Annotated in this window: 14 protein-coding genes and 1 pseudogene; 13 read left to right on the forward strand and 2 right to left on the reverse strand. The window is 59.7% G+C overall.

The genetic code is table 11. The features are described from left to right. Positions 1-233 precede the first annotated feature (233 nt). Both DSM100238_RS06335 and trxA read right to left on the reverse strand, forming a co-directional pair. Entirely contained in the window at positions 234-1,238 is a 1,005-nt protein-coding gene (locus tag DSM100238_RS06335) for an aggregation-promoting factor C-terminal-like domain-containing protein (RefSeq protein ID WP_152355845.1), read from the reverse strand. A 495-nt stretch (positions 1,239-1,733) separates the two neighbouring features. Then, the gene (gene trxA / locus DSM100238_RS06340; RefSeq protein WP_152355846.1) at positions 1,734-2,060 is read right to left on the reverse strand and encodes a thioredoxin; all 327 of its coding nucleotides are present in this window, start codon (positions 2,058-2,060) and stop codon (positions 1,734-1,736) included. Positions 2,061-2,671: 611 nt separating this feature from the next. Between trxA and DSM100238_RS06345 the strand changes: the two genes are divergently transcribed. From DSM100238_RS06345 to DSM100238_RS06405, 13 genes and pseudogenes are all read left to right on the forward strand, one after another. Further along, positions 2,672-3,298, forward strand: coding sequence for a DUF4916 domain-containing protein (locus tag DSM100238_RS06345; protein WP_152355847.1), 627 nt, complete (start codon positions 2,672-2,674; stop codon positions 3,296-3,298). A gap of 501 nt (positions 3,299-3,799) precedes the next feature. Further along, a pseudogene (locus DSM100238_RS06350) lies at positions 3,800-4,597 on the forward strand (alpha/beta fold hydrolase); the annotation flags it as partial. 125 nt (positions 4,598-4,722) lie between these two features. Further along, the gene (gene nudC / locus DSM100238_RS06355; protein ID WP_152355848.1) at positions 4,723-5,832 is read left to right on the forward strand and encodes an NAD(+) diphosphatase; all 1,110 of its coding nucleotides are present in this window, start codon (positions 4,723-4,725) and stop codon (positions 5,830-5,832) included. A gap of 156 nt (positions 5,833-5,988) precedes the next feature. Beyond that, a complete protein-coding gene (locus DSM100238_RS06360) occupies positions 5,989-7,659 on the forward strand; it encodes a L,D-transpeptidase (RefSeq protein WP_240812388.1) in 1,671 nt (556 codons plus the stop codon). A 286-nt stretch (positions 7,660-7,945) separates the two neighbouring features. Then, the gene (gcvH, locus tag DSM100238_RS06365) at positions 7,946-8,359 is read left to right on the forward strand and encodes a glycine cleavage system protein GcvH (protein ID WP_152355861.1); all 414 of its coding nucleotides are present in this window, start codon (positions 7,946-7,948) and stop codon (positions 8,357-8,359) included. Positions 8,360-8,670: 311 nt separating this feature from the next. After that, positions 8,671-9,885 carry an App1 family protein gene (locus DSM100238_RS06370; RefSeq protein WP_167511079.1) on the forward strand — a complete coding sequence of 405 codons (1,215 nt, stop codon included), beginning with the start codon at positions 8,671-8,673 and terminating at the stop codon, positions 9,883-9,885. Positions 9,886-9,976: 91 nt separating this feature from the next. Beyond that, positions 9,977-12,454, forward strand: a complete 2,478-nt coding sequence (locus tag DSM100238_RS06375) for a S9 family peptidase (protein WP_152355849.1) — start codon at positions 9,977-9,979, stop codon at positions 12,452-12,454. A 230-nt stretch (positions 12,455-12,684) separates the two neighbouring features. Then, positions 12,685-13,722: a 3-isopropylmalate dehydrogenase gene (locus DSM100238_RS06380; RefSeq protein WP_015449955.1), complete on the forward strand. Its 1,038-nt coding sequence runs from the start codon at positions 12,685-12,687 to the stop codon at positions 13,720-13,722. 407 nt (positions 13,723-14,129) lie between these two features. Further along, positions 14,130-14,894: a TM2 domain-containing protein gene (locus DSM100238_RS06385; RefSeq protein WP_152355850.1), complete on the forward strand. Its 765-nt coding sequence runs from the start codon at positions 14,130-14,132 to the stop codon at positions 14,892-14,894. A gap of 23 nt (positions 14,895-14,917) precedes the next feature. Then, positions 14,918-16,021 (forward strand): lipoate--protein ligase family protein, encoded by a 1,104-nt coding sequence (locus DSM100238_RS06390; RefSeq protein WP_152355851.1) that lies wholly within the window; start codon positions 14,918-14,920, stop codon positions 16,019-16,021. A 189-nt stretch (positions 16,022-16,210) separates the two neighbouring features. Continuing rightward, positions 16,211-16,930: a Crp/Fnr family transcriptional regulator gene (locus tag DSM100238_RS06395; protein WP_152355852.1), complete on the forward strand. Its 720-nt coding sequence runs from the start codon at positions 16,211-16,213 to the stop codon at positions 16,928-16,930. Positions 16,931-17,218: 288 nt separating this feature from the next. Continuing rightward, entirely contained in the window at positions 17,219-19,345 is a 2,127-nt protein-coding gene (locus DSM100238_RS06400) for a transglycosylase domain-containing protein (protein ID WP_152355853.1), read from the forward strand. A 445-nt stretch (positions 19,346-19,790) separates the two neighbouring features. Next, a complete protein-coding gene (locus DSM100238_RS06405; RefSeq protein WP_167511080.1) occupies positions 19,791-20,936 on the forward strand; it encodes an NADH:flavin oxidoreductase/NADH oxidase in 1,146 nt (381 codons plus the stop codon). Positions 20,937-21,154 lie beyond the last annotated feature (218 nt).

Consider the following 21,154-nt stretch of genomic DNA (forward strand, 5'->3'; position numbering starts at 1 on the left):
GTCCGGATCGAATCGGCTGTCCGCGCAGATGACGTTTGCTCACGGTGATATGGAGACGATATCGTTGTGAAGCCGTTCCGGACGTTCAACTCGCAGCAGATCAAGGGCTGTGGTGTGCGAAACCACGCCGGAGAGACATTATTGCAGATCTTGCATGAATGCCCACAACAACAAACTGGCTGCGCTGAGCGAGGTCTCAGCGCAGCCAGTTTGTGCGGAAGCGGGAAACAATGTCAGTAGCTGTGCGCGCTCAACCAGTGAGCGTATGCCCCTTGCACTGAACCGTAGCGGGAGTTGCAATATCCCCAGAACCATTTGAGCTGGGTCTGATAGTTCGTAGCCCAGTCGGCACCCGCCGATGCCATCTTGCTGCCGGGCAGCGCCTGCGGCAAACCATATGCGCCGGAGCTTGCATTGGTCGCGTTCACACGCCAGCCGGACTCATGCGTGATGATGTACACGGTCGCCGTGAAATCGGCCTCGCTGCCGCCGTTCGAGATGAGGTAATCATGTGCCCACTGTTGCATCTCACCCACCGGGGTTGTGGTGCCGATATCAGTACTGGTCGGGTTGGAGCTTGCCTTCTTTGTAGTGCCCGTGCCAACGAGAATCACCTTGTCAACAGGAGCGGTCTTCACATAGGAGGCGAACACATTGGAGGACACGACTTTGCCGCCAGCGCGCTGAACGAGGCTTGTAGTCTCCATGACACCGTCTTGGCCTTCGGTTTCGACCTTCTCGGTGCCTTTGGGCAGGTCAGCGGTTTCCTTGCGGACGACGTTGAACGCGATCGCGTCATCAGAGGTCTCAAGCTCGGCGCCGGAACGTTCGATGGAAATGACTGTGGACTCAGTGACCTTGGTGGTCAGTGAAGGGGAAACGGTGTCGCTCGGCTCGAGCGTGATGTTGCCCGCTTCCAAGACGGACTTGACATTCGTGAAGTCCTTGCCCAGAACCACGCGAGACTTGCCGTTGATCTTCACCGTGATATACGACGTATTGGCGTCAGCGCCTTTAAGGCTGCTGCGTGTGGTGCCACGGGAGACTTCCTGGGCATTCGTTTCGGTCGCCGAATATGAGGTAACCGTGGACTGGTGATGTTCTGCCGCGTAATAGTTGCGTGACACGACTCCCGTTCCCACAAGAACGCCCACTGCGGCCACAACCGCCATGACCTTGATCCGTTGGCGTTTACTCAACGATCTGAGGGTGGACACTTTCTTACGGTGGTTAGCCATGTCGCTCCTTGCTCGACCTACAGATGCCGTGTGCCGGGGTGAATATCACTGCACCACCCCACGTCGCCGACTGCTCAACACTGCCGCCGTCAGGTTGCACACATTCTCTATACTACCGCTCTGATGTGAAACATCAAATTTTGGCTTTGCGGTCAACGTTGTGGTCTGGCGTCAATCGCGCGGGATTCTGGCTTTCATATGGCTGAATGCCTACTGATGTCCGGAGTGTCAGCGACTGCTGACATTGACCATGCGACAAGTATGGCTCACGCGAATCATGAATACTGATACTGATTGACGCAGGATGGCGTGGGTTTTGTTCGTTTTCCGGGGAATCTGCGATGTGAACATCGGGCATCGAGCTCATGCGGATGCCGCTGGATGTGAATCACAAGAATCGCAGACAGGACATCGTCGGCAACACAGCGGCAAACAATAAGGCCGTGCGGTGTGTGAGCCGCACGGCCATGTACTGACGAAGAAGTCAGCAGTATTTCAGCCTTGATAAGCCTTGGCCTGCCCGATGAGGTTCTCAAGATCGGAGCCGCGCAACGCGCCTGCCTGCTTGAAAATAACCTTGCCGCCTTTGACGACCATCAGCGTGGGAACCGCCTGGATCTGCGCCGCGGAAGCGAGTTCTTGATTCTGGTCGATATCGACCTTTGCGAAGGTGATATCGGGATGCTCTTCGCTCGCCTTCTCAAAAACAGGGCCAAACGCCTTGCACGGGCCACACCAGGTGGCCCAGAAATCAACGAACACCAAGTCGTTGTCGGTGATGGTCTTTTCGAACGTCTGCGTGGTGACGGCGGTGGTTGCCATGGTGGGCTCCTTACTTTCCGATGTTCCGGCTATCCCGATGTTCCTGCTCCCGGGCGACTGCCGTGGGGCGGAACGGTCTCGGTGTCGGGTGTTTTGTGGTTCCCAGCATCCCACACCGTGGTGGAAAGTCTAGCGCTGTCCGCCGATAGCCGAACGCTGATGGTTTGCATGGAGGTGTCAAAACCTACGAATGGCTTCGGACGCACCTTGTTGGCACTATGACGCTCGGCGGTGCCGACGCCCGTGCCCGCCATCGTTGCGAAGTGGTTGGCGTCAGTCGATTCGAGGAAGTCCCCATGGGGTGGAATTGGCTTGTGTTCATGCGTGCGGCGGTGAACGCGGGATACGCATCCGGCATGTCGGGGAAGCCGGCTCCACGCGCGCGGCGATGAATTCCACGGCGGATTCCTCATAGTGTGAGGATTGGCTCACAAAATGGGGTGTTGTGTAGCGCCGATTGGCTGATTCGCGTTCGCTGATGCGGGTTGTGTGAGGATTGGCTCACACAAACGCGATGATCAGTGATGGTCAGTGATCATCCGCGATGATGCTCGTTGCAAGCTGCTGGTGAAGTGCGATGCAGATTCTTGGGGTTGGGCAATAATAGAAGTATGCCAGTGCTGAATGACGAGGTGCCCGACGAGGGCGATTACGATGCGAATCGCCGCAGAGGCGAGTTCGACCACATCACGCCGGAAGATTTCATCCGCGGATCAGGCCATGGCAATCCTCCGGGATGGCTGGACGCAGGCGAAATCAACCGAATCCGCCGCGAAACGCCGATGCCTTATGTCGTCGTGGTCCCGGTGCGTGTTGATGATTTTGGCAGGATCAGCAAAGTCGGGTCGCTGCTGTGCGTCAGTGAGGATGGCTCCGTCGAACGGACGTTGATCGCCGGGCGCGTACTGTACCATGAATCATTGCGCGAGGCCATCGCCCGCAACATTTCCAAAGATTTGGGCGATATCGCACTTCCGACTCTTCCACAAAGCCTGCAGCCGTTCACTGTGGCGGAATTCTTCCCGACCCCAGGCATCTCCCCGTTCTACGACCCGCGTCAACACGCGATCGCACTGTGCTATGTGGTGCCGATTCCGGGTGATTGCAAACCGCAAGACGAGACGCTCGACGTGGAATGGTGCGACGCCCAAGGCGACCAGCTCAAGGAATGCATCGACCAAATGGCCAACGGGTACGGCGAGATTGTGCGTCGCGCCCTCGCTTGGGCTGGGGCATGACCTGTTGTGCACCAGTGAATCGGCGATTCAGCGGTGCACAGCGGTTTCACGGCCAACTGGACGCAAGCGGATTCGACGTTGCGGCGACATCAACATCACGCCGGATACGCTTCAGCAGATGCTTGAGCCGGCGCATATGGAAACCGACGCGGCCGAGAAGTTCAGAAACGTGTGTTGACCACGCATCGTGATGTTCGTGAAGTAGTGTGGTTCCGACGCAAGGGATGCACAGTTGACAGGACAAGACGAAGGATAGAACGAATGACAGGGATGACGGAACAATACAGCACGGAACAACACAGCCGTGAACATGAGTATCCGCATGTCGCTGGCGCAGCCGGTGAAGAGAACGAAACCAGCGTGGCGCCTGATGCCGGTGCAGCCGTCGCTGTCAACGCTGTCAACATCGCAGCATCCGGCACGACACACAACACTGACGATCGCCATCACGCACCCTTCGCTCTCCACAACACGATCTATCGCGATGGCACGGCGACACCGATGATTCTGGTGCATGCATTCCCGGTCGACCACCATATGTGGGATGCCTGCGCCGCGCAGATCATCACCCGTGCGGATGCGCGGGGACTGGATGCTTTCGCGCTTTGGGCTCCAGACATGCCCGGAGCCGGGGAAGGGCCGATCCCTGCAGTCCAGGACAGCGGACACGTCGCCGCTGACGGGGCGTATACGGACGCGCTCGACCTGATGACTGACGCCTATGCGTCCCTGCTCAAGCACGCCGGATACCAACGGGCGGTGTGGGTCGGCCTGTCCATGGGCGGCTACGTCGTCATGGATATGCAGCGTCGCCACCCCGAACTGATTGCGGGGCTCGCCATGTGCGATACCAAAGCATCCGCCGATGGCACCGCCGCGCGAGCGAACAGGCTTCGCATCGCCGATGAGTGCGAACGCGACCATACAATTGAGCCGGTCATGCATTTCGCCGAACCCCAGGACGGCGACTCGAGCATCAAACGTTCCGACGCCTTCATCAAACAGATGACAGCCTGGATTCAAGCCCAAAGCCCAGAAGGAATCGCCTGGCGTCAGCGTATGGCCGCCGGACGGCCGGATCTCAACGACCAGCTCGCCGCCGTACAGACCCCCACAGCGGTTATCAGCGGCGAATGCGACCCGTCCAGCCCGCCGGAACAGATGCGGGCGCTCGCCGAGGCGATGACCGGTACCGAAGTCTCGTTCACGCAGATTCCTGATTGCGGGCATTTCAGTGCGGTCGAGCATCCCGACATTGTCGCGGATGCTTTGGTCGATCTGATGGCGCGCGTCCAACGCCCAGAACGCTCCGGGCAAGCTGGGCATGGCGAGCACAGCGAAATCAGCGAATACAACGAAACAAACCGACACAGCGAAACCAGCGAACGCAATGGTCATGACGCGCGAATCGAGGACAATCAGCAATGAGCATGTTTTCACCGCTTGCACTTACTCAGGTCTTGCCGTTCCTGCCTTTGGCGCAGGGAGATATCGATTATCAGGTGGATCGCCGGAACGATCCGGACCTGTTCACCTCCGTGTTGTCATCCCCGGTCTGCACGGTCATGCTTGTCGATGGCGGCAAAATCGCCGTTCCCAAAGGGCAGGGCGATCTGGTCGATTATGACAATGTCAAGTTGCGCCTGGCGACACTCCCTGGCTCTTATGTGCTTCCAGAGCTCGCCTCGCACCCGCAGGCCATCGCGATGTTCCTCGGATCATATGGCGGCGCCCGCGGCGAACAGGTCGTGGCTGTCGACGTGACACGCTTGCCGGGGCTCCATGATGCTTCCGACGGCCGGATACCGGATTCCGCCTACGAGGGGGCCGATGACGCATTCGGTGCCACGACGGGGGATACCGCATCACGCAAGCCGCGTCCGGTACCGTCCGCGCTCGAACAGGCGGCGAAACGCTTCGACTGGGTTGATGTACGCGGATTCGCGCCGCACGCATCCGCACGCGAAGCCGGACAAGCCACTACCGCCGCGTCGCTGAGCGTATGGCATATGCGGCAACGGCACTGCCCGACGTGCGGGGCCGAAGTCGAACCCGCGCTGGGCGGTTGGGCACAGCGTTGCACCAACGCCGAGGACGGCAACAGGCTGTTGTTCCCCCGCATCGAGCCTGCCGTCATCGTGTCCGTCGTGGACTCACAGGATCGCCTGCTGCTGCAACACAACCGCGCGTGGCAGACCCCGACCATGTATTCGGTGTCCGCCGGATTCGTGGAGGCGGGGGAGAACCTCGAACACGCCTGCCGCAGAGAGACTCGCGAGGAAACCGGTATCGAACTGGGCGAGGTCAAATATCTCGGTTCCCAGCCATGGCCGTTCCCGGCTTCCCTGATGGTCGCGTTCAAAGCGCGGGCGTTGAGCACAGATATTCGGGTGGACGGTGATGAGACCGGTGACGCGCGCTGGTTCACTCGCGAGGAATACGAGCAGGCTCTCGCGTCGGGCGAAATCACGCCTCCGGTCAAGGCCGCCATTGCTCGCTACATGATTGAAGAGTGGCTCGGGCACGAGCTGTGAGCTCAGTCCTGCGCATGCCAGAAGACAATCAGACGCCGGTTGCGCGGCGACTGATGTGATGTTCGACACATGATGGCCGTCGCAGTATGTCAACGCATTGAGATGGTCATGTCATACGGCTAAAGTCGAGCAGGAATGGATAGGAAAGGTATCAATGTGACGAACACTGGTGAAGGTTCTGTGCCACGATACGAAGTCGGGGGATTCGGCATCCCGCAAAATACGCGTATGCCAGCGCAGCCTGATGCTCCGGGGGACATCTGGAAGACTGCTGCCGCTGCCAACGCGAATGACGACACGTTGTCCGGTATGGAGATTCCGCTCTACGCCGTAGCGGATTCCGGAAACGGTGACACGGATGACCAGATGGATGCCGCGCTGCGCCCACCGCACAAGCGCATATGGCTGAGAATCCTGCTGATTGTCCTCGCAGTACTCGTTGTCGCCGTGGTTGCAGGCTTCTTCACGGCTCGTTGGTACTACCAAGACAAGGCGGCACCCGGAGTGATGTTCGCTGGCAAGTCGGTCGCTGGGCAAGACAGCGGGCGGCTTGCCGCCACGGTGAAAAACGCAGTGGAGAACACCAAGATCACCGTCACTGACTCACAAGGCAATACGGTCACCGCCAGTTTGAAAGACCTCGGTGTCACCGTCAATCAGAAACAGACCGTATCCGCGTTGCTTTCGGCGAAGGACGGCAACCCGTTCGTCCGCGTCAATCCGTTGAACAAGCAGAACGTCAAGCTCGTCGCAACCGTGGACAAGCTCGCACTCAGCGAATACCTGACCGGCAAGCTGATTCCCAATGACAGCCAGGCGATCGCATCCACCATCGCTTTCGACCAGACATCGAAGCAATTCACAGTGACCGTGGGTCGTGGCGGGCAGGCACCGGTTGTGAACAATGTGACTAAGGCGATCGATCAGGCGATTGATACGCCGGGAACCACACGCACCGCCAGCGTCACCTATACGCAGACCGACATGCCAATCAGCGAGGCTGCAGCGACCACTGCCGCCGATCAGGCGAACGCCGGGCTGGGACTCAGCATCACCATCAACAATGGGGATGCGACAACCTACAAGGTCCCGGCGGAGACCATCGCTTCGTGGACCGTTACGACCGCTGACCCGGCGAAGGGCACCATCGCGGTGTCCTATAACAAGCAGGCGATCAGCGACTTTATGAACAGCGAGCTGGGCAACCATCTCAACCAGACGAAAACCAATCAAGTCGATTTGGTGGATACCACCGGCAATGTCATCATGACCAAGACCAAAGGCGTGAACGGTGTGACGATCAAGGACACGGCCACCGTCGCCGATCAAGTCTACAGCGCGTTGAGCTCGAACCGTTCGGCGACACTGACGGTCGCAAGCGATATCACGAAGTTCGGGACCGACCAGCAGACTGTTACGTGGAAGATCGTGGTCGACCGTTCCAAGCAAACCGCGACGGTATACAACAACGATCAGGTCGTACAGACCTTCAACGTGTGCACCGGCAAAACCGGCAAGCACGAGACCACACCCGGCAACTATTTCATCTACCTCAAGTACCAGGTGCAGGATATGCGCGGAACCAACGATGACGGCTCCCAATACGTATCCCCGGGTGTGAAATGGGTCAGCTATTTCAATGGCGGGCAAGGATTCCACACTGCCAGCTGGAATGCGGCGGGCATCGCTTCCGGTGACCCGACCGGGCATGGTTCGCATGGTTGCGTCAATATGAACGAGGCCGATGCGAAATGGATTTACGACAACTGCCCTGAAGGCACGCTCGTGCAGGTGGTCGGCAACCAGCCGACATCTCCGGTGCGCTGAGCCCACGGACCGCTGACCGACCGACTGTGATGCCGGCCTGTCTGTCCTGCGCATCCTCTGACCTGAGGGTGCGTGCGGACACGACGGGTCGGCATTGTCGTATCTGCTGTGGATGCGAACTCTATGGATGCGAACTGTGGGACGTATCAGGGCGTGTGACGTTGATTGCGCGGTTGAGTCCAAGCAGGAGAGACAAGAGGGGCATGATGCAGGGACATCGTCGGTGCGGCATGCATCCGGGGCGGCGGTCGGCATGGCTGTTGGCTTCATGCGATACGCTGAAGTCATGAGCACTAACGAGCAGGACGATAATCGCCCGAATCTTGAGGTTCCCGAGCATCTGGAATATTCCGACGAGCATGTGTGGGTCGACGCCAGTGTGGATCCCGCAGTGATCGGTATCACCGAATACGCGGCAAATGAGTTGGGCGACCTTGTATTCCTTGATTTGCCGGAAGTCGGCACTCGTGTCGAGGCGGGCGACGAAATCGTTGAACTGGAATCGTCGAAGGCGGTCGAACCACTGGTCAGCCCGGTTGCGGGCACGGTGCGGTATGTGAACCGCGAGGCGGCTGACGATCCCGGCATCATCAACGATGACCCGTATGGCGAAGGCTGGATCGTGAAAATCGAGCTTGATGACGATGAGCCGGATTTGCTGTCCGCACAGGAGTATGCTGCGATCCTCCGTCGTCTGTAACGGGACTATTGTTCGGATGGGGATTATCGCTTAACGGTACCGTTGTCGTTGTATCTGGCCGCATGGGTGTCATGCCTGCATGATGCGAGTGTGGTTGATCGCGCACGTTTGGCTTGTCGCCTGCGGCAACGGTGACCGGTGATCTCCGAGTGACCGGGCTTGGAATCCGCTGCGCAGACCGCCGCCAGTTGCCCGGTATGATGCGGGGCATGACGGTCCGTATCGGGAATATCCCTGAGTTGCCCTGAAATTATCCTGAACTTTCGTTCCCATGTCATCGGTTCTTCAGCACCCCACCGTATGATGGGGGCATGAGCAGCATTACACAATTCCCACACAAAAGGGATGAGGATGACATGGCAACCGTGCCGATTCCGGCGCGCCGTGTGGTCACCACCTTCGATGCTGCCTCCAAGCACGAGCAAATCGATGTCAAACCGCTTCCGGTGAGGATATTCCGCCGCCTGGTCACTGGCATATTCAGCCTGTGGGCGAAGATTTCCACGGCAATCGTGACCAACCTGCATTGGCGGCAGCAGGTCGAGCCTTATGTCGGGTACGGCACCAGCGATTTCTCCCGGCTGATCTGCCGTACCGTGTACGAGCCCTTGCGCCGCAAACCGGGTGCGCTGATGCGCGGATGGCGTGGCATGCTCGCGGTTCCGGCTCCGAAAGTCAAAGTCAAACTGTCCATCGACGGCGTCCCGGTGGAAACCGTACAAGTCGGCACGAGTGAAGTCTACGACCGTGTCGACAGGATCCGCGAGCGCAGTATCGACTACGCGGTCTCTGATTCCGCCGGGTATCTGGATCTGGTCGCCGACCGGGCGCTCGAACCGGGGATTCACCATGTCTCCTATCAGGTGGAGGGCCGTCATGCGGTCGATTCCAACCTGTTCACCATCGCTCCTGGAACGCGTGTCGGTGTGATTTCCGATGTGGACGACACTGTCATGATCACCCAAGCGCCAACCTTGTGGAAGGCGGCTTACAATCTGCTGCTGCTTAATCCGCAGAAGCGTGCGTCTGTCCCCGGTATGGCGGTGTTGTTCAACCGGATTGCGGATATTTTCCCTGACGCCCCGTTCTTCTACCTGTCCACCTCGCCGTGGAATGTGGAAAGTTCCATCCGCCATTTCATTGAGAATTACGGATTCCCTGCCGGGCCGTTGCTGTTGCGTGACCTTGACCCCCGTCCGAAGACCTTCATCCCTTCGGGTGTGCAGCATAAGCTGGAGTATGCCGAGCAGCTGATGGGTGATTTTCCCGATATGAAGTTCATTCTGATTGGCGATGACGGGCAGAAAGACCCGACTACGTATGCGACGATTGCGAAGCGGTATCCGGGGCGTGTCCTCGCCATTGGGATTCGTCAGCTCAGCCCGCGGGAATCCTCGCCGTTCGGCCCGGTTTCGGGCATGACCCAGTCGCAGCCTTCTCCGGTGACGGACGTGCCCGTATTCACTGGGACGACTGGCGCCAATCTCATGAAGACGATGCTGCCCTATCTGCGGCAGTTCGCTTGAGTTCGGCGACGGTATCGCGCATGGTGCGCGGTGGGTGTGTCTGAACTCGCCGTCATCGGACCGTCCCAAGTCATGCCTTACGATGGTGCGTATGAGTGACGAACAGCGCAATGACGACCTGCCCCAAAGGGACTGTGGAAACGGTTCTGGCTCCGGTTCCGGTGACCGACCGCCGTATGCCCGGCAGGAGCCTCACCGGCGGATCGAACACGGTGATGTGTTCGAAGACCCTTACGAGTGGATGCGCGACAAGGATTCGCCTGAACTCGCCGCGTATGTCGCCGCGCAGAACGCCTACTGCGAACGCCGCATGGCCCCGTTGCACGAGCTTCGTGAGACCTTGTTCAAGGAGTTCACTTCGCATGTCCAAGAGACGGATATGTCGGTTCCTACGCGGGTCAACGGGTACTGGTATTTCTCCCGGACCCGTGAGGGCAGCCAGTATGCCGCATCCTGCCGTATTCCGGTGCGTGGCACGGATGATTGGGATCCGCCGCATATCGACCGTGATGCGCAACCGGGTTCAATGCCCGGCGAGCAGGTGTATTTCGACGCGAACAAGGAGTCGGAGGGCCATGATTTCTTCCGCGTCGGCGGTATGGATATCAGCCATGACGGCCGCTGGCTGCTCTATGGTGTTGACACTGCGGGCGACGAACGGTACGACTATCGGATCCGCGACCTTGACCACGGCACCGAGTTGCCTGAAGTGCTGAAAGGCATTGCTGGGGCATGTTTCACCGCCGATGGCGCGTGGGTGTTCTACACCCTGCTGGATGATGCTTGGCGCCCATACGCGGTGATGCGTCATCGTGTCGGCACGCCGGTCGGCGACGATGTCGAGGTGTTCCGTGAGCAGGATGAACGCTTCTGGGTGGGTGTCGGTTTGAGCTTCGATGAACGGCATGTGGTCATCTGCACGGGGTCGAAAACCACCAGCGAGGTGCTGATGCTTCCCGCAAGCGATCCGACGGGGGAGTTCACGCCGTTTATCCCGCGCCGGGAAGGTGTCGAATACGATGTCAGTTTCGCGTGCTTCGAGGGCGCTGGCGAACATGGCGAAGACATTCCGGTCGCCGTCGTGGACCACAATGCGACGAATCCGAATTTTGAGATCGATGTGATCGACATGCGGTCGCATAAGCCGCCGTATCGGCTCGGTGAAGGCGTATGCGTGGCCGCCGGGTCGCCCTACGGCTGTGAGCAGGGTGATGCTGCGCTCGCCGGGGCGTCGCGCATGCCGGTCGGCACGCCATACCATGATCCGCGCAATCCGGGGATTTTGCAGGGAGCGCGCGGGCTGTCCATTGACGGAATCGCGCTGCACCGGCATTTCGTTGCGTTGTCGTACCGGGCGGACAGCCTGCCGCATCTCGCCGTGATGGCGAAGGATGATGCCGCCGAGGACTTTCTTGCGGGTCGCCCGTGGCGGTTCCGCGAATTGCTGCCGCCGCCGCTGACGCAAACCGCTGCCGGCAAGAACGGGGCCGGTCGCGATCAGGCGGCCGGGGGCGATCAGACAGCTGGGAATGAACAGGGCGGACGGCTCTATTCCATCGGTGCCGCGGGCAATCCGTCCTATGATGCCCCGCGCATGCGGTACTCCTTCGGCAGCTACACGCGCCCCGGCGAACTGCACGAGGTGGATCCCGCCACGGGTGCGGACACGTTGCTCAAGCGTGCGCAGGTACTTGGCGATTTCGATGCCGACAGGTATGCGGAACGTCGCATCTGGGTGCGTGCGCGTGATGGCGAGTCTATCCCCGTGTCGTTGGTGTGGCGGCGCGACAAGTTGTCCGCAGCGCCCGGCGAGCCGTCATACAAGGGTATTCGGGCTGACGGTTCTTCTCCGATGTTCATTCTCGGATATGGGGCGTATGAAGTCAGTTCCGACCCCGGTTTTTCGGTGGCTCGGCTCAGTCTGCTCGATCGCGGCGTGTTGTATGCGTGCGTGCATGTCCGCGGCGGCGGGGAAATGGGGCGCGCCTGGTATGAGCAGGGTCGACGGCTCAACAAGAAGCACACCTTCGAGGATTTTGTCGATGCGACCCGCGCCTTGCAGCGTATGGGGCTCGCTTCGCCGGCGCGCACGGTCGCGGAGGGCGGCTCGGCGGGCGGCCTGCTGATGGGGGCGATCGCAAACATGGCTCCCGAATGCTATGCGGGTATTGAGGCGGATGTACCGTTCGTGGACGCGTTGACTTCGATTCTCGATCCGTCGTTGCCGTTGACGGTGACGGAGTGGGATGAGTGGGGAGACCCGTTGCACGACCGCGACGTCTACGAGTACATGAAATCGTATTCACCATATGAGAACGCGCCATTGCCCGGTGACGCGTCGGTGAGTCGGTTCCCGAAGATCTTCGTGACCACGTCGATGAACGATACGCGCGTGCTGGTTGTGGAACCGCTTAAATGGGTCGCGCGCTTGCAGACTGCCGGGGTCGATGCCGTCGAGAAGATCGAGACCGAGGCGGGGCATGGCGGCACGTCCGGCAGGTATCGGCAGTGGCGTGAGATTTCGTATGAGAATGCATGGTGTCTGGCGACGATGGGTATCACCCGGTAGCGCAACCCGGTGGCGCAAACCCCGGTGGCGGATGTCCGAACAGCGCTGCGCAATGCTCTATGATGCCATGGGTCTGACTGATAGACAGGGCGGTAACGCGCTGGTGGACAATCACAGCAAAAGTCCGCGTATTCGGCCGAAATACGGACGTAATTCCATCATTCGGACTGGTGTCCAACTGACGGAATACGCGTGTCTCGGCCGCGGGTGAACCGACTATTGTCGCGAACATGAGCACAACCAAGACATATCGGATTGCCGTCATCCCGGGCGATGGCATCGGCAAAGAAGTCACCCCCGTCGCCCAGGCCGCGCTTGAAAAAGCGGCTGACGGCGTGGCATCGTTTACTTACGAAAACTTTGATCTCGGTGCGGAACGCTACCTGCGCGACGGCGCGATTCTGCCGGACGAGGATCTCGAACGCATCAAGGGCACCGACGCGATTCTGCTCGGTGCAGTAGGCGACCCGCGCATCAAGGCGGGCATCCTCGAGCGCGGCCTGCTGCTCAAGCTGCGTTTCTCGCTTGACCAGTACATCAACCTGCGTCCGTCCAAGCTGTACCGCGGCGTCACCTCGCCACTCGCCAATCCGGGCGACATCGACTTCGTCGTCGTGCGCGAAGGAACCGAAGGCCTGTACTGCGGTGCCGGCGGCGCAGTCCGTCGCGGCACGCCGAACGAAGTGGCCACCGAGGTGTCCATCAACACGGCGTTTGGTGTCGAGCGCGTGGTCCGTTACGCTTTCCAGCTCGCCATGAAGCGCAAGAAGCATGTCACGCTCGTGCACAAGAAGAACGTGCTCGTCAACGCGGGCGACATGTGGCAGCGGATCGTCGACAAGGTCGGCGAGGAATTCCCGCAGGTCACGCACGACTACCTGCACATCGACGCGACCACGATTTTCCTCGTGTCGAACCCCTCGCGCTTCGACGTGATTCTCACCGACAACCTCTTCGGCGATATTCTCACCGATGAGGCGGGTGCCGTGGTTGGCGGCGTCGGATATTCCGCCTCCGGCAACATCAATGCTTCCAACGAATACCCCTCGATGTTCGAGCCGATCCACGGATCTGCCCCGGACATCGCGGGCAAGGGGATCGCCAACCCGACGGCGGCAGTGCTGTCGAGCGCGATGCTCCTGCGCCACCTTGGATTTGACGAGGCCGCCGCAAAAATCGACCGCGCGGTCGAAGCGGATATCGCCGAACTCGGATCCACCAAGCGCACCACTGAAGAAGTGGGACGCGACATTTTGGCGCGCATCTGATACCTCTCACGCCACAAGCGTGTGAGCCGCCGCCCTGCAATCCTGTGCAACGGAAGAAGTCAAACAGCACGGGGATGCAGGGCGGTTTATTTTCCTTATCGTAATCGCCCCCATATCCACGGTGAAATGCCGTGAGTTTGATGATGAAGCGTTCGGACCATGGACGTACGTTTCAGGTGAGGCATTCCGGTATGCGTCTCAACCGTCTGCCGACGCCGGGACCGGTTTTGGCGTCGGTAGGCGCAGTATCGGGACGGGTCCGCGTGAGGCGCAACCGTATCCATTGCAGTTGTTCGCGGATTGTGCGGCGAAGGGCCGAAACCCGCTGAAGGGCGCGTTGCGGGAATCGACCATGTTCGATGATCGATTGATACCAGCAAAGGTATGGGTTATGCCATACTTGCGGTATGGAAGAAAACAACCCAAACAGCCAGACTCCAGACAACACCAGCCAGGAGACACCGCAACAGTCTCCGTATGCGCAGCCTGCATTGCCGCAGCCGACAGAGTACGAAGCTCACGGCGCACCCGTTGCACAGCCAGCTGCGCCCCAGCCTGATCAGCCGCAGTACGAGCAACCCCAGTATGCTTATGGTCAGTCCGCGTACGAGCAACCACAGGCCGATCAATCGCAGTATCCGCAGTATTCCCAGCCTGCATCACAGGAATACAGCTACGGCCAAGGCAACGCCCAATACCAAGAGGGGTATCAGTACGCCGCGCAACAGCCGCAGTATGAGCAGCCTGCAGCCCAAGGCGCCTATCCGGCGGCAGGCGCCGCAGCGGGTGCGGGATACCAGTATCAGCAGTCGTACGAGCAGCCCTATCAGCCGCAGTACCAGCAGCCATACCAAGGTGCACAGTACCAAGGCGCACAGGGCTATCCCTATCCGCCGACGAATACCGTCGGGTACGGGTATGCCCCTGTCGGCACGAAATCAAAGGTCGCCGCGGGCCTTCTGGGCATCTTCCTCGGATGCTTCGGCGCCCATAACTTCTACCTTGGCAACACCGGCAAAGCGGTCGCACAACTGCTGATCACCATCCTCACCCTCGGTTTCGGATCCATTATCAGCGGCATCTGGGCATTGATCGAAGCAATCCTCATCCTGTGCTCGTCCACCGGCAGTGACTGGCATCGCGACGCCAAAGGATACGAGCTGCGCGACTGAACAACACACCGAAAGACAGGCCTATGCGCGGCGAGTATAAAACTCCGGGAGGCAAACTCGTCGGGGTCACGGTTGCATGTGACCCCGCCGGCTTTGTCACATCATGCAGCATTGACGGTGATTTCTTCATGGAAGGCGAAGAACCCGAGCAGCAGGCGATGCTGAGCGCATTGGCAACCGCATTGCGGCATGGAGAAGATCTTGCCACCGTATTCGCCGCGCACCCACACGTCCGATTGATTGGCGCCGACGCGAACGCATTCACCATCGCGTTCCGCCGGGCGGTCGGCATGTCTGACTCGGCGCAATCACCCAGCCCGGCACGGCAGGCCTCGCCTGCGTATTCCGACGCATCGGCATCGCCTGACGCTCACAGGACCTGTGAACAAGTCGAGCGGAAGGCCGAACGGCGTCGCCGCGCCCGCTGGCAGACACTCACGCCTGAAGTGATCCATGACATTCCCCGCATGCCGCAAGAACAAATGGATCTTGACATCCAACTCGCCGAGCGCGTCGCCGCAGGGCGCATGCCTCCAACGCTGCGATTCTGGGAGTGGGCTGCACCGGCCGTCGTCATCGGCAGATTCCAATCGCTCGAAGACGAAGTCAACCTCGAGCGGGCCCAACAATCAGGATTCACCGTCGTCCGCCGATGCACCGGCGGGGGAGCGATGTTCATCGAACCGGGGAACACCATCACATACTCCCTGTATGCCCCGCGAGATTTCGTCACCGGCATGGACATCGAGGAATCGTACCGGCTGTGTGACCAATGGCTGATCGACGCGTTGCGGGATCTGGGCATCGAAGCCTCATTCAGCGCCATCAACGACATCTCATCGAGTGCAGGGAAAATCGCGGGTGCCGCCCAACGGCGATTCCCACCGGTCGGGAAAGGTCCAGGCGCTGTCCTGCACCATGTGACCATGGCCTATGACATTGATGCGGTCGCCATGTCCCGCATACTGCGGGTCTCGCACGAGAAAATGAAAGACAAAGCAGTCAAATCCGCCGTCAAACGCGTCGATCCGTTGCGTTCGCAAACCGGGCTGAGCCGCAGCGAAATCGTCAACCGGCTGATGGAAGCGGCAGGTCGCAGACAACCCCCGGTGATGCCGTTCGCATGATGGATTGTGCACGGAATCCGCACGTGACAGGCATCGGCGGCAGGTTGCCCGGATTCCTCAGCCGCACTCGCACATCGTGCCCGTGAACGCCGCGCTTGCGGTCAATGCAGTGGGATTCGGCGGGAACCGGGATACAATGGGTGCCGTATATGTCGCATCGATACCATGCGAAGCGGCAAGGAGGAGCCCATGGTCATGCCCAAGCCCAACGCGATGCCGGAGCCTGACAATATCCTGCTGCGCACTGCGCTGTTCAAGCAGGTGTCCCAGCAGCAGGCTGCGCGGCTCCTGCCGTATCTGCAACGCGCGCAGTTCGGCAAGGGCGGCGTGATTTTCGCGGAAGGGGATACCGACCACCGCATGTATCTGCTGGAACGTGGGCGGGTGAAACTCACTCGGCGCTCAAGCGACGGCCGCGTGCAACTCTTGAGTATCCACGCTCCCGGCGAAGTGCTGGGGGAGATTCCGGTGTTCGATCCGGAAGGCGGGCCGCGCACGGCATCTGCAATCGCCATTTCCAGTCCGACCCAAGTGGCGTGGCTGGAGCATGATGCGCTGTTCGCATGGCTGAATCAGTATCCGCGCGTCGCCGTCGACATGCTGCAGGTGCTTGCACGCCGTATGCGCACGAACAACGAGCGCATCAGCGACCTGGTATTCATGGATGTACCCGCCAGACTGGCGAAAACCCTCATCAATCTGGCATCCCGATTCGGCGTACCCGTGGAGGCTGGAGTCAAAATCCCGCACGATTTGACTCAGGAGGAACTGGCTCAACTGGTGGGTTCCTCACGTGAGACGGTGAACAAGGCGCTGACTGATTTCGCCAATCGTGGGTGGATCGCACGCGACGGCAGAAGCATCGTCATCTATCAGCCCGGGGCGCTGATCCGGCGTTCCAAGCGCTGAACCGCCCCTGAACCCGTTACGGGAACCGACTGTGAACTGGTCGGATATGGCAGGGCCGGCTGTCGCCCGACCGTAGTCCGGCATGGTTCCGGACAGGGTTTGAGCTTGGGTCTGGGTGCTTGTGGTGCCATGCATCCGATGATGTTTTCCAACAACCACCCGCCTGTTGGTAGGCTGATTTTTGGCTTGTTTTCAGCGTTTTTCGTATTTCTGCCGAATGTGCAAATACCGTGCCGTTGTGCAGTCCGCCATGCGATAAAGGTACAGGCGACACCCTAGAATGGGCACATGCCCAAGAAGAATTCCCTGACTGCTCGACGTGCGCTCGCTTTGCTGCTCGCGTATCTTACCCTCTGCATCGCGGGAGGCGTCGTCGTGAGCCTGATGGTGATGCCAGCCGTGTTCGGGGCGAATAACGCGGCGAAAGCGCTTGCACCATCATTGACTGTTGAGGGCATTGATTTCGATGTGACCAGCCTGCCGCAGAAATCCACGCTGTACGCGTCCGACGGCAAGACGGTGATCGCGTCATTCTATGCGCAAAACCGCGAGGTCGTGCCGATCAAGAACATTTCCGTATACATGCAGCGCGCTGTCGTGGCGCGTGAGGATCGCCGGTTCTTCGAACACGCCGGTGTCGATGTCCAAGGCGTGTTGCGTGCATTCGTGCAGACGTATGTAGCCAAGGGCGACACCCAGGGCGGCTCGTCGTTGACCCAGCAGTATGTCAAGAACGTGCTGATGGTCAAGGCTCGCGAAGACGATGACCCGATCGCCGAATACCATGCGTCCGAGGACACCGTCGCACGTAAGCTGCGCGAGATGCTCATCGCTGTGCAGATGGAAAAGAAATACTCAAAATATGAAATCCTGCAAGGATATCTGAACATCGCCCAGTTCGGGTCCGGCAGTCTGTACGGTGTGGAGGCGGCTGCGAAACGCTACTTCAATACGACCGCGGCGAAACTCACGGTAGTGCAAGCGGCGACCATCGCGGCAATCACGAAAAACCCGGAGAAATACGATCCATCGATCGAAGCCAATCAAAAAACCGCTGAAGAACAGCGCAACATTGTGCTCGATTTGATGCTCCAAGAGAAATTCATCACAAAAACCCAGCATGACAAGGCAAAGGCCACACCGTTAAAAGACACGTTGAATATCCAGTCTGTGCAGCAAGGCTGCCAGGTCGCCGGCGATGCGGCGTTCTTCTGCAGTTATGTGACCAACCAGATCCTCAATTCCAAGGAATTCGGCAAAACCGAGCAAGCCCGGCAGAAACTGTTGAACGAAGGAGGTCTGGAAATCTACACCACGATGGATGTCAATGCGAACAATGCGGCGATGAAAGCCGCGCGCGACACCATTCCGGTGGACGATCCCTCGGGCTTTGAGGTGACGATAGCCGCGATAAAACCGGGGACGGGTGAAGTGCTCGGCTTCGGCATCAACCGAACCTACGATGCGACGGATGCGGCGAAAACCGATCCGACACGCACCTCCGTCAATTATGCGGTCGACCAGAAAGACGGGGGAGGTATCGGCTTCAACGTCGGTTCCACATGGAAGCCGATCAATATGGTCGCCTGGATGTTGCAAGGGCATTCCATCACTGAATCCCTGAGAACATACACGCGGTATGCCAACAGTTCCTTCAACTGCTCGAAGTTCTCCGGCCACGGCACGTGGTCGTTGCACAACTCCGAAGGCGGCACGACCAGCCCGGAAACCCCGTTGCAGGGTCTGATCAAATCGCATAACACCACACAGGCGTCCATGACACAGGTGATCGGCCTGTGCGCGATTGCGGATGCGGCGAAGACTGTCGGCTACCATAACGCGATTCTTGGCCAGGAGGACGTCTATTCGGCCAACTCGTTCAACCCGCCTATGATCATCGGTTCGGTCCAGGCATCCCCGTTGACCATGGCGAACGTGTACGCCACCCTTGGCGCGAACGGTGTGGAATGCACGCCGATCGCCATCAAGAAAGTCATCAAGCAGGACGGCAAGAGCGTCAAAGTCCCGAGTGCGAACTGCCATCAGGCGATTTCGCCGGAAATCGCACAGACCACGGCGTACGCCCTGAACCAAGGCGTGCTGAAAGGCGAGGCGAAGGCAACGCAGCTGGACAACAACCGCAAGACCTTCGCCAAAACCGGTACGAACGAGCAGACCTACATGCTGACGGCCGGGTTCATCCCCAATACAGTGGCGGCGTTCGTCGCGGTCGGCAACGCCGAAGTGCAGGAGAGCTTCTACGGCAAGACCATCAACGGGGTCAGCCACAGCACATGGTACGGCATGTACATCGCGTCCCCGGCATGGAAGGAGTTCATGGACACATACCTTGCCGCAATCAACGCGCCGAATGATGACAGTTACGGCACGCCCTCCGACCAATACATGAGGTGATTCGGCTGAAGCATCGGCAGGACGGCATACAGACATGGGAGGCGATTCGCGGTTGCGGGTCGCCTCCCGGTCGTTTCGACGCGATGACGTGCCGCGGGCGTTCAAGCAGCGGCGTTGCCAGATGGTGTTGTGGAGCGTGCTGCCGGATGATGTTGTCGGATTGTGCCGCCGTATTGTGCCGCCGCCATGCCGACCGGCTGCGATCGGCGTTTGGCGCGTCCCTCGGCCGGTCCCGTCCGGACAGGGCTTCCAGCCCCGCCGTCACGGCTCCCATCACCGACAATGATGCATATGCTTATTCGTCCGCTGTTCACCGAATCGCCCCACGATGTGCAACCGAACACCTTACAATGCAACAAGAGGCACGTACGACAGACGACATACGGGCGATTCATGCATGGAGCGGTCAATGCCCCTCCGGTACAGTCCGTTGAAAGGAGCCGACATGGCAAAAGACGAAAAAGAAGCCAAGGAGCAGAACGGCAAGACGGAGAAGTCCCATAACGACGTCAAGCTGTTTGAGCCGTTCACCCTGCGCGGGCTGAAGATGCGCAACCGCATCTGGTTGCCGCCGATGGACACGTATTCCGTGTATGCGCAGGACGGCAAGCCGACGCCGTTCCACTATCAGCATTATGTATCGCGCGCGATTGGCGGGTTCGGCATGGTCATCGTCGAATCCACCGCGGTAAGCCCCGAAGGGCGTATCTCCCCGTGTGATGTCGGCTTGTGGAACGACGACCAGATCCAAGCGTGGCGTTGGATTGTCGAAGGCGCCAAAGCGACCGGCGCGCGTATCGGCGTGCAACTCAACCACGCCGGCAGAAAAGGCAATACCGGCAGTTTCTCGCTGGGGTACATCCACGAGAATGTGCCGCAGGATAAAGGCGGCTGGCAGACCGTCGCCCCCAGCCCGATCCCGTATGCGAAACTGGATGCCCCTCGCGAGCTCACCATCGATGAGATCCACGGGATTGTCACACAGTTCCGCGATGCTGCGGCGCGTGCCGTGGCCGCAGGGTTTGACATGGTGGAAATCCATGCCGCGCACGGGTATCTGCTGTCGGAGTTCCTCGATCCGCTGACGAACCGGCGTGAGGACGAGTACGGCAGTTCGTTGGAGAACCGGATGCGTCTCGTGGTTGAAGTCGTGGATGCTGTCCGCCAAGTGATTCCTGAATACATGCCGCTTGTGGTGCGGGTCTCCGCAACCGATTGGGCGGCCGGCGGTTGGGATCTGGTCCAGACCGTGGAACTGTCGCGCGTCCTGAAGGACCATGGCGTCGATTTGATGGATGTGTCGACCGGCAGCATCATCCCGCATGTGAATGTGCCGGTCACAGACGGCTGGCAGGTGCCGTTTGCCGCGGCGATCCGCAAGGAAGCCGAGATTCCCGTGAGCGCGGTCGGGCTGATCACCAAGCCCAAGCAGGCGGAGAAGATTGTGCGCAAAGGCAAGGCGGATGTCGTGGAAATCGGGCGTGCCGCGCTGCGCGACCCGTATTGGCCGTTGCGCGCCGCCTACAAGCTGGGTGTGCCCGCCGACCAGGCGCCGTACGCGGACCAGTACCGTAGGGGCGCCTACTGCTGACTGCTGGCCGCCGAAACCGCTGGATAAGGTTGGACCGACAGGGGATGGCCGGGTTGATGCCCGATTCACCCCCTGTGGGTTCTCGTACGATCCCGTTTTCAAAGTGCAAGTGCAACACCTCGGCTAGGGTTGTGGGTTGAAAGAGAAATAACAATCCCTGGAAAGGTGTTGCACCGATGCCATCCTACAATCACCTGACGGCAAGCGAGCGGGTCCTG

Source organism: Bifidobacterium apri (assembly GCF_009299485.1).
Taxonomy (GTDB): Bacteria; Actinomycetota; Actinomycetes; order Actinomycetales; family Bifidobacteriaceae; genus Bifidobacterium; species Bifidobacterium apri.

Coding starts and splice junctions, on each gene's coding strand:
- gcvH (WP_152355861.1), top strand. CDS start 7,946: ATGAGCACTAACGAGCAGGACGATAATCGCCCGAATCTTGAGGTTCCC.
- DSM100238_RS06385 (WP_152355850.1), top strand. CDS start 14,130: ATGGAAGAAAACAACCCAAACAGCCAGACTCCAGACAACACCAGCCAG.
- DSM100238_RS06370 (WP_167511079.1), top strand. CDS start 8,671: ATGAGCAGCATTACACAATTCCCACACAAAAGGGATGAGGATGACATG.
- DSM100238_RS06400 (WP_152355853.1), top strand. CDS start 17,219: ATGCCCAAGAAGAATTCCCTGACTGCTCGACGTGCGCTCGCTTTGCTG.
- DSM100238_RS06380 (WP_015449955.1), top strand. CDS start 12,685: ATGAGCACAACCAAGACATATCGGATTGCCGTCATCCCGGGCGATGGC.
- DSM100238_RS06375 (WP_152355849.1), top strand. CDS start 9,977: ATGAGTGACGAACAGCGCAATGACGACCTGCCCCAAAGGGACTGTGGA.
- trxA (WP_152355846.1), bottom strand. CDS start 2,060: ATGGCAACCACCGCCGTCACCACGCAGACGTTCGAAAAGACCATCACC.
- DSM100238_RS06395 (WP_152355852.1), top strand. CDS start 16,211: ATGGTCATGCCCAAGCCCAACGCGATGCCGGAGCCTGACAATATCCTG.
- DSM100238_RS06390 (WP_152355851.1), top strand. CDS start 14,918: ATGCGCGGCGAGTATAAAACTCCGGGAGGCAAACTCGTCGGGGTCACG.
- nudC (WP_152355848.1), top strand. CDS start 4,723: ATGAGCATGTTTTCACCGCTTGCACTTACTCAGGTCTTGCCGTTCCTG.
- DSM100238_RS06335 (WP_152355845.1), bottom strand. CDS start 1,238: ATGGCTAACCACCGTAAGAAAGTGTCCACCCTCAGATCGTTGAGTAAA.
- DSM100238_RS06345 (WP_152355847.1), top strand. CDS start 2,672: ATGCCAGTGCTGAATGACGAGGTGCCCGACGAGGGCGATTACGATGCG.
- DSM100238_RS06405 (WP_167511080.1), top strand. CDS start 19,791: ATGGCAAAAGACGAAAAAGAAGCCAAGGAGCAGAACGGCAAGACGGAG.